Raw genomic sequence first — 15,601 nt, forward strand, 5'->3', positions numbered from 1 at the left:
TATGTTACGTCTTTTAAATCTGGAATTACAAAAATTATTATTGAACAGGGTAAGTACAGTACTCATTTTTATATCGTTTATATTACCCTTTACCGTATTGATTTTATCCTCAATAAAAATTAATTTCTTTAACCTCTTTACTTTAGAATTAGGTGAGCTTGGCGTTTTTAACTTCCCTATTATTTGGCATATTACCACGTTTTTTGCATCCCAATTCAAGTTTTTCTTTGCTATTGTAGTAGTTAGCATGATTGGCAACGAATACAGCAACAAAACCCTCAAACAAAACCTGATTGACGGATTGAGCAAAAAAGAGTTCATTCTATCCAAGTTTTATACCATTATATTTTTCTCTTTGCTTGCAACTATTTTAATTGGGGTTGCAGCCTTTTGTATAGGAATGTATTACTCCAGTTACAAAGAAGCGTCCATAATTTTTAGAGAAACCAACTTTTTATTGGCCTACTTTGTAAAATTGGTTGGCTTCTTTAGTTTATGTCTCTTATTTGGAATGCTTGTAAAACGATCCGCTTTCGCCCTGGCTTTTCTATTCGTTCTATATATTCTAGAATGGATTGTGTTTGGTTTATTAGTATGGCAAACCAATATGGAACTAGCCGAAAAGATTCAAAATTTCTTCCCCTTAAAGTCCATGTACAAACTCATCGACCAGCCTTTTCAGCGCATCATGATGACCAAATTTCCAGAAAAAATGGATTTGGCCTATGACTATGCCGTTCACTGGTATGAAATTGTTATTGTTTTAGGGTGGACAGCCATTTTTGTCATTTTATCCTACAAATTATTAAAAAATCGGGATTTATGATATATTTGATAGCCATAGCTATCTAGATGAAATATAAATTAATTTTTCCAATACTTTCCCTCTTTTGTATTGTCAATGTGTTTTCGCAAAACGAAGCCTCCAATTGGTATTTTGGCCAAAATGCTGGACTGCACTTTAATGGAGTTACCGGAACTGTAACCCCTTTAACCGATGGACAGCTCAATACACTGGAAGGATGCACTTCAATTTCAGACCCTGATGGCAATCTACTATTTTATTCTGATGGTCGAACGGTTTGGAATGCTGCACATCAGCCCATGGCCAACGCTAATGAGCTTTTAGGAACCGGACTTAAAGGCGATGACTCCAGTACTTCGTCTGGATTGATTGTCCCTAAACCAGAAGATCCAAATTCCTATTATATTTTCACCGTCGATGAACCCCATCATTTCAACTCTTCTGCATTTCCCAACAACCAAGATGGGGATGGTGTAAATGACGGTTTGATGTATTCTTTAGTAGACATGTCCCTTAATAGTGGGTTGGGAGATGTGGATCCTTTTGAGAAAAACGTACAATTGATTACCTACGATACCACTGATCCGGATGAAGTGGATTTTAAATGTTCAGAAAAAATAACCGCGGTAAAAGCCGATGACTGTTCTTCCTTTTGGGTAATTACGCATTTTACAGATAGCTTTTATGCTTTTAAGGTTGATATCAATGGTGTCAACACTACACCTGTTGTTTCTGTTGTGGGGCCAGAAGTTCCTGTGTCCGGTTATCGCAGAAACGGATTAGGCTATCTCAAAGCATCTCCTGACGGCTCTAAGTTAGCTGCTGCTCACCATGGTTTTGCTACCGAATTGGCAGGAGAGTCTGGTGGAGGTATTTATTTGTTTGATTTCAATAACGACACCGGAGAAGTCTCGAACTCACAGGAGCTCTACTCCCCTATCAACAACAATAGCCCATACGGTCTGGAATTTTCTGCTCAAAACAAAAAACTATATGCCACCATAAGCCAAGGAATCGATGGTGCTGGCACGAGTCAAGTGGTGCAATGGAATTTAGAAGCCAACAATATTCCTAATTCACAAACCGTAATTCATAGCTCAAACCAAATGGCTTCAGGGGCTTTGCAATTGGGAATTGACAAAAAGATTTACCGGGCACAAGTCAACTTTTCAAACATTTCAGGTTCTGGGCAGTATTTAGGCATTATCCATAATCCCGAGGCTACCGGTAGTGCTGCCAATTATGATGAAACAGGTATCTTTTTAGATATCAATGGTGGGTTTCAAAATATTAGTAGGATAGGCCTGCCCCCGTTTATTCAATCTTTGTTCAATACCGAAATTGATATCATTCAAAACGGGATTAGTACCACTCAACTGCTACTTTGCGAAGGCGATTCGTATACCTTAACCGCCGAGGATGTCTCGGGTGCCACATATAATTGGACCAAAGACGACCAACCATTATCTGAAAGTACTTATCAATTATTCGTGGATACTCCCGGGTTTTATGAAGTGTACATAGATCCAAACAATGGTGAATGCCCTATAGTAGGTGATGCCATCGTAAGTTATCATGCCATACCAGAAGCCCACCAACCAGAAAATATTATTGCCTGCGACCTTTCCACAACATCAACTTTTGATTTTACAACCCAAGACGCCACAGTTTTGGATGATCAAAACCCGAACAATGTTAGCGTGCATTACTTTACGTCGATAGAGGATGCCGAAGACAATACCAATGAAATTGAATTTCCCTTTAACAATACAGTAAATCCTCAGGAAATTTTTGTGCGAGTACAAAATTCAGCAAATCCAAATTGTTACGATACCACATCGTTTTTTGTTGAAGTATATATTGCCCCCATTATTAATGCTTTAGAAGACATAACAATATGTGATGAGGATTTCGATAGCAATCCTTTAGATGGCATTAGCACTATCAACTTGAGTAATCTCTATACCGACATCTATGGTAATCAAGATCAGTCGCTATACAATATTTCTTTTCACACTTCTCAAGAAAATGCAGATTCCAATTCATCTCCTTTACCTAACAACTTTACAAATTCAATAGCTTTTGAGCAGGAGATTTTTGTTAGAATAGAAAACAATTTTATTCCAGAATGTTATAATACCGAATCTTTTTTGTTGACAGTAAACCCCGCTCCAGAAGCCAATGAAACTACTCTATTACAATGTGATGAAGATGGTATTCCTGAAGGCTTTACAGTTTTTAACCTTATAGAGGCCGAGGAAACCATTACAGGTGGGGCAAGCAATAGAAAAGTTGAATATTACATTTCTGAGGAAGAGGCTACTTCTGAAGCTACACCAATTGAACCAAACGAATTTCATAACTACCATAACCCACAAACGCTTTACGTGTTGGTTACCAATTTAACTACAGGTTGCATCAATACCACAACCTTAACTTTGGAAGCTAGTACAACCTCAGCCAACAACACAATCTTGGAAAACTGTGACGATGACGGTATTGAAGATGGATTTTACACGTTTACTTTGACTGATGCCTCGGATGCTGTTCTAAATGCATTACCTCCAGATTTGGACCTAGACTATTATGAAACCTATGAAGACGCACTTCTGGAGATAAATCCTTTGGCTAGTTCTTTTACAAATACAATTCCATACAATCAAACCATATATGCCCGCGTAGAAGACAGCAATGCCTGTTATGGAATTTCAGAAATCCAGTTAAGCGTTTTAAAACTTCCAAATATAGAAACACAAGGTGAGGCCTATTATTGTACCAACTTATTTCCTGAAACGCTTACTTTAACAGGTGGTGTCATCGACGATTTACCAAACAATTATTATTTTAATTGGTCTACAGGAGAAACTACCACAACCATAGAAGTTGATTCCCCTGGAACGTATACCGTGAGAGTTACCAATACCCTGGGATGCTTTAAGGACCGTACCATTACGGTGTACCCTTCTAATAATGCCACCATAGAATCTGTGGAAGTCATAGATGCCTCAGAAAATAATATAATTACAGTATTTGTTAGTGGTGACGGAGACTATGAATATGCTTTAGACAACATTGACGGACCATATCAGGACAGCCCAACTTTTACTAATGTTCAAGCTGGATTGCACACCGTTTATGTTAGAGATAAAAATGGTTGTGGTGTCACCGAAAAATTAGTATCCGTAATAGGATTTCCAAAATTCTTTACCCCTAATGGCGACGGTTATAATGACTTTTGGCAGGTGTGGGGGATTAGCGACCAATTCCAACCTAATAGTACTATTTACATTTTTGATCGATACGGCAAACTAATCAAAGAATTAGATCCTTTGGGACCGGGTTGGGATGGCACCTTAAACGGCAAGCGACTTCCTGCAAGTGATTATTGGTTCTCCGTAACATTGACCGATGGCAGAACCTTTACAAGTCATTTTGCCCTAAAACGATAATTAATCTATATGAACAACCCCAAAAAACACATTGTGTTTAGCCTAGCCGCAATTCTAACTTTTATAAATACTTTTTCCCAAGAACCTACAGACTGCGTCAATTCGGTTACTATTTGTGGGAATTCCAGTTTAAACTTCAATGTAAACGGAATTGGTACTCAAGAATTAAGTCCTTTAAACAATAGCTGTAGTGCTCAAGAAAACAACAGTATTTGGCTAAAAGTTACTGTGACAACCAATGGAACCCTAGGGTTTACTTTAACTCCAAACAGTTCCAATATTTCTGAGGATTATGATTTTTTTGTCTTTGGCCCCAACGTACCATGTAACAATTTGGGACAAGCTATAAGGTGTTCAACCACCAACCCTGCACAAGCCAATTTAAGCAGTAACTTAACGGGGATGAATGGCTCTGAAACCGAGACTTCCGAAGGCCCTGGACCTAGCGGTAACAGTTTTGTGAAATGGCTTGATGTTAATGCAGGAGAGACCTATTATATTGCTATTGACCGTCCCTTGGGCATGAGCCCTTTTAGTCTTGAGTGGACTGGTACCGCCGAATTTTCTGAACCTCCTGTTAACCAAGTAACCTCTGGCACGGCATTAAACCTGGAAACCTGTGATACCCTTTCTCCTTTTGAAGATGGACTTTCCTCATTTGATCTAGAAGTCAATTCGGCTCCTGTTATTGGAGGACAAACCAATATGACGGTTACCTATTATGAAAATGAAAGCGATGCCAACCTTGCTACAAATGAAATTGTTGGCCCCTACACCAATACATCCAACCCCCAAACTATTTATTTTAGGATTACCGACAATGCCACTGAGTGTTATACTTTGGGAGAATTTAATTTAAATGTAAATCTTGGTCCCGCCTTCAATCAACCCAACAATTTGGAACTTTGTGACACACAAGATGATGGAGACCCCATGAACGGCCTTACTGTTTTTGACTTAGAAATGCTTACAGCTGACATTACAAATGGTTTTAGCGATCAAAATTTAAACATTTCTTATCATGAAACCATTTCTGATGCAGAAATAGGAGCAAATGCTTTACCTCAACAATTCTATAACACCACCCCAAATACACAAGAACTTTTTATTAGAATAGAAGATCCCTTTAATCCAGATTGCAGAGCAATTACTACCAGTACCCTAATTGTAAACCCATCACCCATAGCCAACCAGACCACGCTTATACAATGTGATGAAGACGGCATTCCTGAAGGCTTTACAACTTTTAACCTAACAGAAATCGAAACTGAAATAACAGAAGGCGCTATAAATTCAACTGTTGCCTTTTACCTTTCTCAAGAAGATGCTTTGGCAGATATACCTATTAATGCAAATGAATTTCAAAACTTTCAAAATCCTCAAATTATTTTTGTTACGGTTACAGATAGCCAAACAGGCTGTACCAGTAGTACAACCCTAACCTTGGAAGCCAGTACTACCGGAGCTAACAATGCTATTCTGGAAGCTTGTGACGATGACGGTTCTGAAGACGGATTCTATACCTTTACTCTTAGTGAGGCCTCTGATACTGTTTTAAGCAATTTGCCAGATAATTTGGATATGGCATATTACGAAACCTACGAAGCGGCTCTTTTAGAAACCAACCCATTACCAGACTCCTACACCAATACAACTCCCAACACTCAAACCATATTTGCTAGAGTAGAAAACAGTAATGCCTGTTACGGAATTTCTGAAGTAGAACTGAAAGTCCATCATCTACCAAATATTGAAACTGAGGCTGAGGCCTATTATTGTGTCAACCTATCACCAGAAACACTTACTTTAACAGGAGGTGTTATTGACGACATTCCCAACAATTATTATTACAATTGGTCAACAGGTGAAACCACCACTACCATTGAAGTAGATACCCCAGGAACCTATACGGTAAGAGTTACCAACACACTTGGGTGTTACAAAGACAGGACCATTACCGTTCTCCCTTCCAATGCTGCCACCATAGAATCGATTGAAGTGGTCGATGCCTCCGAAAACAATCTCATTACCGTTTTTGTTAGTGGAGATGGAGCCTATGAATATGCTTTAGATGCTATTGACGGCCCCTACCAAGATAGCCCTACGTTCACAAATGTAGAAGCCGGGTTGTATACGGTTTATGTAAGATCAAAACATGATTGTGGAATAACAGAAAAAATGGTATCTGTAATAGGTTTTCCAAAATTCTTCACACCAAATGGCGATGGCCATAACGACTTTTGGCAAGTCAAAGGCTTAAGTCAACAGATGCAATTCAACAGTACTATTTATATCTTCAATCAATACGGCAAAATTATAAAAGAACTAAGCCCTAGAAGCGCTGGGTGGGATGGCACCTTAAATGGAAAACCATTACCATCGAGTGATTATTGGTTTTCAGTAACTTTGGGAGACGGCCGAAACTTTACAAGTCATTTTGCTCTAAAACGATAACAGGATAATTTCTTAAATTGCTGATACAAACTAAGCATATGAAAAGCAACCAACCATTCCAACTACTACTATTCCTTTGCTTTACCATATATTCTTTTGGACAGGATATTTCATTGTATGAACAATTTAATGGACGTTATGATTATACCGCCATTGGAAACACGCTTAACCTAGTAGAGAATGGTACTAATGGTCCCTGTGAAATTCTCACTGCTTCTTCGGCCTCATTAAGTTTAAACGCTGGCCAGGAAATTGTTGCTGCCTATTTATACTGGGCGGGTACTGGACCTGGAGATTTTGAAATAAAATTGAATGATCTCGATATTAGCTCTGAAAGGGAATTTTCAGATGCTTTAGATGAAAACAGGGTTTTCTTTGCGGCCTTTGCCGATGTTACTTCTATAGTTCAAAATATGGGTTCTGGCTTATACATGGTTTCGGAACTTGACGTTTCTGAAGAAATCCCTCCCTACTGCTCTTCGGGAACCAATTTTGCGGGTTGGGCCATTACCATCATTTACCAAGATGACAATCTTCCGCTTAATCAACTTAATGTATATGACGGCCTTCAAAGTGTACCAGAAATGCTAACAATTACCTTGGACAATCTTAATGTTTTGGATAACGAAGATGCCAAAATAGGATTTATTGCATGGGAAGGTGATTCATCTCTAGCCGTAAACGAACAATTAACCATCAACGGCAATGTTATAGGTAACCCGCCGCTCAATCCAACCAACAATGCCTTTAATGGCACCAACAGTTTTACTGGGTCTTCTGAATTGTATAATATGGATATTGATTTTTATAACATACAAAATAATATCGCAATAGGAGATACCTCGGCAACAATACAGCTTACCTCCGGACAGGATTACGTTATGATTAACAATGTCATTACTGTTTTAAATAGTCAAGTTCCCGATGCCACAATAGCTTTAGATGCCTACACCTTGGAATGTGATGATAGGGCTATTGAAATAACCTATACAGTTTCAAACACCAATTCTACAGATATCCTTCCTTCTGGAACACCAATCGCCTTTTATGCCAACGACTTGATGGTTGGCCAAAGTGCCACCATCAACGACATTCCTATTGATGGTACGGAAACAAACACCGTTTCCTTATTAATTCCCGAAAGCATTGGTGATGCTTTTACTTTAACCCTCTCTGTAGATGATACGGGCGACGGAACTGGAATTGTCACAGAAATTAATGAAGGCAACAATACGGAGGATACAAACATTGAACTATTGATTGTTCCTCCATTAGAAACTTTAGACGACACATTAGCCTGTGATGAAGGATTTAATTCCGCAACTTTTGATTTGAATACTATCTTTGAAAGCTTACAGCCAAATCTACAAAACCCCATATTTTATATTTCACTGGAAGATTTGGAGAATAATGAAAATGAAATTTTCAATTCCTCAAATTACTCCAACGTAAGCAGCCCTCAAACCATTTTTGCAAAAGTGGAAACCGACCCATGCTATGAAATTTTTAGCTTCGATATCTTGGTTGAAAACTGTCCTCCCTTCGTCCCCGAAGGATTCTCCCCCAATACGGATGGCATCAACGACTGGTTTAACATTCAAGGACTTTATGATATTTTTGAAGAGCATAAACTAAAAATATTCAATAGATATGGTGTTTTAATTTTTGAGGGGAATAATGCAACACCTTGGAAAGGAAGGTCAAATCGAGGTATTAACAATGTAGGGAAACTAATGCCCGTAGGCACTTATTACTACATTTTAGAATTAAATGATCCCAATTACAAAGATATTATGGGATGGGTTTATGTTAATTATTAAAATCCCCAATAGCATTTAGTCGTATTTTTTTGCCGTTAATCCAATTTTCCGTACTTTTATCGGCTAAATAATTAGCTTGAAATTTGAAACCATGCCCCAATCAGCATGCCGCAGTATGGAAAGCTTTAACCTCTTGTCATGAAAGCATTCAAAATATCCTTACTAATTTTTGCCTGTTTTTTATGTAACCCAGTATTTTCCCAGCAAATTTCCGTAGACACCTCATATTCAGCTCAGGAACTTATTGAAGACATATTAGTACAAGGATGCGTTGAAATTTCAAATGTTACCTCTGCCGTAAATGGAAGTGGCAATGGTTATGACAGTTTTGGATATTTTGAAAAGGCCGATTCCAATTTCCCTTTTGATAATGGAATTATTTTATCCACAGGAAATGCTGCTTCTGCAGGGAATACTCCCAATCCAGATATTCTAAACGAAGGCGAACCAGATTGGGGACCTGACACAGATTTAGAAAATGCCTTAGGCATTAGCGGAACAGTAAACGCAACCTCTATTGAATTTGACATTGTATCCATCTCCAACGAGATACAGTTCAACTATATCTTAGCTTCCGAGGAATATTTCGGAAATTTCCCCTGTCAATATTCGGATGGATTTGCTTTTTTAATTAAAGAAACGGGCAACCCAGGCCCCTACACCAATATAGCGGTGATTCCAGGAACTTCCACACCTGTAAACACCAACACCATTCATGATGAAATTGCCGGTTTTTGCCCGCCTGAAAATGAAGAATATTTTGCAGGCTACAGTTTAGGAGACACCAATTTTAATGGTCGTACTACTGTTATGACAGCCACTGCTTCTATAACTCCAAATGTACAATATCACGTAAAACTGGTAATTGCCGACCAAACCGATGAAAACTATGATTCAGCAGTTTTTGTTGCCGGTAATAGCTTCAATACCACAGTAAATTTGGGCGATGACCTAACCACTTGTGCTTCATCAGTAACCTTAAACGCAGACATAGAAAATCCTTTAGCCGTTTATTCTTGGTATTTGGACAACTCTTTAATTTCAGGCGAAACCCAACCAACACTAAATGTAACTGAATCCGGAACCTATAAAGTAGTCATTGAAATCCCTATTTCAAACACTACTTGTACTATTGAAGACAGTGTTGTTATCAACCTTAGCTCTACCCAAACGGCTACGCCAATAGATGATTTTGAAATTTGTGATGACCTTAGCAACAATGGCGTTGAAACCTTTGATTTGAGTACTATGGACAGTGTCGTTTTACAATCTGTGCCGCAATCAAATTATGATATATCCTATCATTACTCCCAAAACGAAGCCAACAACAATACCAACCCTATAACCTCTCCCATTCAGAATACATCTAGTCCAGAAACCATTTATGTAAGAATTGAAGATATAGACAACGGATGTTTAGCATACAGTACCTTTAATCTTGTTGTCAACCCTTTGCCTGTCATTGTAGACCCTACGGATCTTTTGGTCTGTGACGACACAAGCCCTGATGGAGTTGCTCTAATCGACTTAACCGAAAAAAATGACGAGATTACCGCTGGCCAAACGAATCTCATTGTAAGTTATCACTATTCACAATCAGAAGCAGACACGGGAGCCAACCCTATTCCTTCGCCGTATACCAACACAAATCCTTCTGAACAACTTTATGTAAGAGTGATTGATGCGCAAACAGGATGTGCCAGTACTACCACCCTAAACCTTCTAGTGCAAAGTAATCCTGTGATCAACTCAGAAGATTTATATATTGACGCCTGTGATCCTGATCACGATGGTTTTGCCAGCTTCGACCTTAATAGCATTATCGATGAAGTACTCAACGGTCTTACCGGCGTATCCACTACCTTTCATGAAACTCCAGAAGATGCCCTTTTGGGAGATAACCCCATTCCAAACCCTTCCAATTATGATAATGAAACCTTTGAAGTACAAACCGTTTATATTAGAGTAGTTGACGATCTTACAGGTTGTGTATCGGTAGCTCCTGTTGAAATACATCCAAACCTTTTATTGACAGGGACCAATATCATTGATTTTTCACTGTGTGATGTTGATAGTGATGGAACCGAAAATTTTGATTTGGAAAATATGGCCATTACAATTGCCAATGATATTCCAGATGTATCCATTGCCTTTTACCTATCGGAAACTGACCGAGCCAACCAGGTCAATGAATTAGATCAAGGCACACCATTTTCACCAACAGAAATACCGCAAACCCTTTACCTTACTATAAGTAGCCCAACATGTGAGGAATATGCAGAAATAGAAATTAATTTGACAGGAATTAATGAGTTTGATTCTATTGGGACTGTTGAATATTGCGATAACGACCAAGATGGACTAACTTTAATAAACCTCTCTTCATTTGACGACTTGGTAACCGGCGGGCAATCTGGGTACACTGTAAGTTATTTTGCTTCAGAATCCGATGCGGAATCCAACATCAATGCCCTTCCAGATCCATACAATAACGTTTCAAACCCTCAAACATTCTATACTAGAATCCGATTCAATGATACTGGTTGCGCGAGCGTTAATTCATTTCAAGTTAGTATTCTATCGGCCCCCACAACAACAACGCCAACTCCAATAAAAATCTGCGACGATAACGACGATGGAGAATATACTGTTGATCTAACTTCAAAAATCCCTGAAGTTACTGCAAACACAGCAAACCAAACGATTACATTTCACAGTAGTTTTGAAGATGCTGACACCGGAAGCAATCCTATTGCCAACACAACCAATTACACAACGGCAACACAAACCTTATTCATAAGAGTTGAAAATGGTGGTAGCGCATGTTATTCTTTAGAGCCGTTAGAAATTTACATCAACACATTACCACAAATTTCCGAGCCTATAAGTGATTATAAAATTTGTGAACAAAATAGCGATAACATTGGCGACTTTACGTTTATTACAAGAGATGAAGAGATCTTAAATGGGCAAACAGACAAACAAGTATTGTACTTTGCTTCGCAGTCCGATGCTGAAAACCGAACGAACATAATCGATAAAACAGTACCCTATCAAAACACGGCAAACCCGCAAATAATTTATGTTCGAATCGAAAATATTACAGATGAGGGTTGTTACATAACCGCCTCTTTTTCCATAGAAATAGGCACCAACCCGCAATTCAATAAACCTTTGGACTGGTTTCTGTGCGACGATATTGCCAATGACGGTTTTGAAGAATTTGACCTTAATGTAAAGGCACAAGAAATGACCGACGGTATCAACGAGGATATTGAAGTTACTTTTTACCTTAGTATGACTGATGCTGAAAATGAGGAAAACCCAATTCCAGCCAACTTTACAAATACCACCAACCCTCAAACCATTTTTGTAAGCCTTAGCAACGGCTCCTTCTGTAACTCGACAACCAGTTTCGAAATAAATGTTATTCAAGCACCAGAAGCCAATCCTGCGCAACCATTAATACAATGCGACACAGATTTTGACGCTATTGTCACTTTCGATTTGACACAGGCAGAAGTCGATATTCTAGACGTAAGACAGGAAGATATTGTCATTTCATATTATGAAACGCTTGATGAGTTGGAAATTCAGGTTAATGAAATTCCAGATCCAACCACTTACAACAATACCACCAATCCCCAAACAGTATATTTCAGAATTACCAACACAACCTCTGGGTGCTATTTGGCAATTCCTATTGAATTAATCGTCAACCTTCCCCCTCCTATAAATCAAATAGGCAATATCGAAATCTGTGAAAATGAGGATAACTATTATGATCTCAATGAAGCTAGCAACTTACTACTAGATGACCTTAATGGCGTTACCATAAATTATTTTGAAACTGCTGCTGATGCAGAAGCCAATACTAATGCCATTTCTACAGATTACACCTATCAATCCTATAATGACATTATTCATGTTCGTGCCGAATATGACGATACAGGCTGTTTTGCCACGTACTTTTTCGTATTGAGAGTCAAATTATTGCCGAATGCCATTACACCTCCTGATTTGGTAGATTGTGATGATGATTATGACGGCTTTTTAACATTTGACCTGTCACAGCAGGACGCTGCCATTTTAGGCAATCAAAACCCGTTGGAGTTTACCGTTACCTATTATACTGATGAAGCTTCAGCAAATTCTGGAACTAATGCACTTCCCCTACCATCTAATTTACAGGATCAACAAACAGTCTATGCACGTGTAGAAAACAATGAAACCGGCTGCTATAGTCTTACTCAATTTATGGTTTTTATCAATCCAAAACCTGTTGTGGACATCCCTGATCAAGCCATTTGTTTGGATAATTTACCCTTAGTTGTAGACGCCAATACCTTTATAGATGGTGACACCTATTTATGGTCTACAGGAGCAACAACCCCAGAAATTGAAATTGACGAAATAGGCATTTATTCTGTAACCGTAACAACCATTGATGGCTGTAGTACCACTAGTGAATTTACGATTACCGAATCCGAACAAGCCAACATAGAATTTACAGAAATTTTAGACTTTTCAGATCCCAATAACGTAACCGTAACCGTTAGCGGCATTGGAAATTATTTATATCAATGGGATGATGAGGAACCTCAGGAATCCAATGTCTTTGAAAACGTAACTTACGGCTACCATACCATCACCGTTATTGATTTGAACGGATGTTCAGAAGTGGCAAAAGAGATTGTAGTTGTGGATGCTCCAAAGTTTATGACACCTAATAACGATGGTTATACTGATACTTGGCACATCGTTGGAGTAGAAACACTACCCGGAACTGTAGTGTATATTTTTGACCGATTTGGAAAACTGCTCAAGCAACTCTCTTCAGATTCCGAAGGTTGGGACGGAACCTATAACGGCCATTTAATGCCGGCCTCTGACTATTGGTTTGTAGCCAATGTAAAACGGGGAGATATTGAATTTGAAGTCCGTGGGCATTTTGCCCTTCGTCGATAAGTCTTTTTGAAAATCCAGCTGTTAAATTTATGCCAATCATCGCTTTATAGCCCTCATTTCTTTTTGTTCACGCAATGCAAACATGTAAATTTGCGCTATGCGTTTCAAAATAAAATCAGAATTTGGTCCTACTGGGGATCAACCTCAAGCCATTAAACAACTGGTTGCAGGTATTGAAGGAAGTGACAGATTCCAAACTCTTTTGGGAGTAACAGGCTCTGGTAAAACTTTTACCGTTGCCAATGTAATTGAAGAAGTTCAACGTCCTACTTTGGTATTGGCACATAACAAAACTTTGGCAGCCCAGTTATATTCAGAGTTCAAACAGTTTTTTCCTGACAATGCTGTTGAATATTTTGTTTCGTATTACGACTACTACCAACCCGAAGCTTATATTCCTGTCACAGGAGTTTATATAGAAAAAGATCTTTCCATTAATGAGGAAATTGAGAAGATGCGCTTAAGTGCTACCTCTTCCCTATTGTCTGGGAGACGTGACGTATTGGTGGTTGCTTCGGTTTCATGTCTGTATGGTATTGGAAACCCTGTCGAATTTCAGAAGAACGTCATTTCATTAGAAAGAGACCAAATCATTTCCCGAACCAAATTACTGCACATGTTGGTGCAAAGTTTGTACTCACGTACCGAAGCTGAGTTCAACCATGGAAATTTCAGAATTAAGGGAGATACTGTTGACATTTTCCCTAGTTATGACGATCATGCCTTCAGAATCCATTTTTTTGGAGATGAAATTGAAGATATCGAAGCTTTTAATGTACAGACCAATGAGGTTCTTGAAAGATATGATAGACTCAACATTTACCCAGCGAATATGTTTGTGACATCTCCAGATGTGCTGCAAGGCGCTATAAAAAGCATCCAAGACGATTTGGTAAAACAATATGATTACTTTACTGAAATAGGCAAACATCTCGAAGCCAAACGCCTTAAGGAACGCACAGAATTTGATCTTGAAATGATTCGGGAATTAGGCTATTGTTCTGGTATTGAAAATTATTCGAGGTATTTGGATGGTAGAGAGCCTGGAACCCGCCCGTTCTGTCTTTTAGACTATTTCCCTGACGACTATTTAATGGTTGTGGACGAAAGTCACGTTACTATTTCTCAAGTGCATGCCATGTATGGAGGTGACCGTAGCCGTAAAGAAAATTTGGTAGAATACGGCTTTAGATTGCCCGCTGCCATGGACAACCGCCCTTTAAAGTTTGAAGAATTTGAAGCGCTTCAAAACCAAGTCATCTACGTAAGTGCTACCCCTGCAGATTATGAATTGGAAAAATCTGGAGGTGTGTATGTAGAACAGGTAATTCGCCCCACAGGATTGCTGGATCCTATTATTGAGGTGCGCCCTAGTTTAAATCAGATTGATGATTTAATAGAAGAAATCCAACAACGGGTTGAAAAAGACGAACGTACTTTGGTGACAACGCTTACCAAACGCATGGCGGAGGAGTTGACTAAATATTTGGACCGTATTCAAATCCGTTGCCGTTATATCCATAGTGATGTAGACACCTTGGAACGTGTAGAAATTATGCAGGATTTAAGAAAGGGCTTATTTGATGTATTAGTGGGTGTCAATCTACTTCGTGAAGGTTTAGACCTTCCGGAAGTTTCGTTGGTAGCCATTTTAGATGCCGATAAAGAAGGTTTCTTAAGATCCAACCGTTCCCTGACCCAAACCGTTGGTAGAGCAGCAAGAAATGTAAACGGAAAAGCCATTATGTACGCCGACAACATTACGGGTAGCATGCAAAAAACCATAGACGAGACCAATTATCGTCGTGAAAAGCAAATTGCCTATAATACAAAACATAAGCTTACACCTAAGCCTCTCAATAAGAGTTTGGACAATGTACTCACCAAGAATTCTGTGAGCACTTACAGTTATGAACTCAAAGCTGCCAAAGCTGCGGAACCGGAAAGCGAATACCTATCCAAAGCGGAATTGGAGAAGAAAATTCGAGATAAAAGAAAGCTTATGGAAGAAGCTGCAAAAGCATTAGACTTTATGCTAGCCGCACAGTTTAGGGATGAAATTAAGGCCTATCAAACAAAATTAGATGCCTTAAAAGTATAATACC

Annotated in this window: 6 protein-coding genes; all 6 read left to right on the plus strand. The window is 38.8% G+C overall.

Going from position 1 to position 15,601, the window contains the following annotated elements; translation table 11 throughout:
* The first annotated feature begins 1 nt into the window (after position 1).
* Positions 2–826 carry an ABC transporter permease gene (locus tag RBH95_RS11925; protein WP_307899816.1) on the plus strand — a complete coding sequence of 275 codons (825 nt, stop codon included), beginning with the start codon at positions 2–4 and terminating at the stop codon, positions 824–826.
* A gap of 26 nt (positions 827–852) precedes the next feature.
* On the plus strand, positions 853–4,254 hold the full coding sequence (locus RBH95_RS11930; RefSeq protein WP_307899817.1) for a T9SS type B sorting domain-containing protein: 3,402 nt from the start codon (positions 853–855) through the stop codon (positions 4,252–4,254).
* Between the two features lie 9 nt (positions 4,255–4,263).
* A complete protein-coding gene (locus RBH95_RS11935) occupies positions 4,264–6,708 on the plus strand; it encodes a T9SS type B sorting domain-containing protein (protein WP_307899818.1) in 2,445 nt (814 codons plus the stop codon).
* A 38-nt stretch (positions 6,709–6,746) separates the two neighbouring features.
* Entirely contained in the window at positions 6,747–8,528 is a 1,782-nt protein-coding gene (locus tag RBH95_RS11940; protein ID WP_307899819.1) for a gliding motility-associated C-terminal domain-containing protein, read from the plus strand.
* Positions 8,529–8,666: 138 nt separating this feature from the next.
* Positions 8,667–13,496 carry a T9SS type B sorting domain-containing protein gene (locus RBH95_RS11945; protein ID WP_307899820.1) on the plus strand — a complete coding sequence of 1,610 codons (4,830 nt, stop codon included), beginning with the start codon at positions 8,667–8,669 and terminating at the stop codon, positions 13,494–13,496.
* A gap of 97 nt (positions 13,497–13,593) precedes the next feature.
* Positions 13,594–15,597, plus strand: coding sequence for an excinuclease ABC subunit UvrB (uvrB, locus tag RBH95_RS11950; RefSeq protein ID WP_307899821.1), 2,004 nt, complete (start codon positions 13,594–13,596; stop codon positions 15,595–15,597).
* Positions 15,598–15,601: the final 4 nt, after the last annotated feature.

This window comes from Mangrovimonas sp. YM274 (assembly GCF_030908385.1).
Classification (GTDB): Bacteria; Bacteroidota; Bacteroidia; order Flavobacteriales; family Flavobacteriaceae; genus Mangrovimonas_A.

Bases quoted from the DNA above. Each gene is read 5' to 3' on its own strand.
- RBH95_RS11930 (WP_307899817.1), top strand. From the start codon at position 853: ATGAAATATAAATTAATTTTTCCAATACTTTCCCTCTTTTGTATTGTC.
- RBH95_RS11935 (WP_307899818.1), top strand. From the start codon at position 4,264: ATGAACAACCCCAAAAAACACATTGTGTTTAGCCTAGCCGCAATTCTA.
- uvrB (WP_307899821.1), top strand. From the start codon at position 13,594: ATGCGTTTCAAAATAAAATCAGAATTTGGTCCTACTGGGGATCAACCT.
- RBH95_RS11945 (WP_307899820.1), top strand. From the start codon at position 8,667: ATGAAAGCATTCAAAATATCCTTACTAATTTTTGCCTGTTTTTTATGT.
- RBH95_RS11940 (WP_307899819.1), top strand. From the start codon at position 6,747: ATGAAAAGCAACCAACCATTCCAACTACTACTATTCCTTTGCTTTACC.
- RBH95_RS11925 (WP_307899816.1), top strand. From the start codon at position 2: ATGTTACGTCTTTTAAATCTGGAATTACAAAAATTATTATTGAACAGG.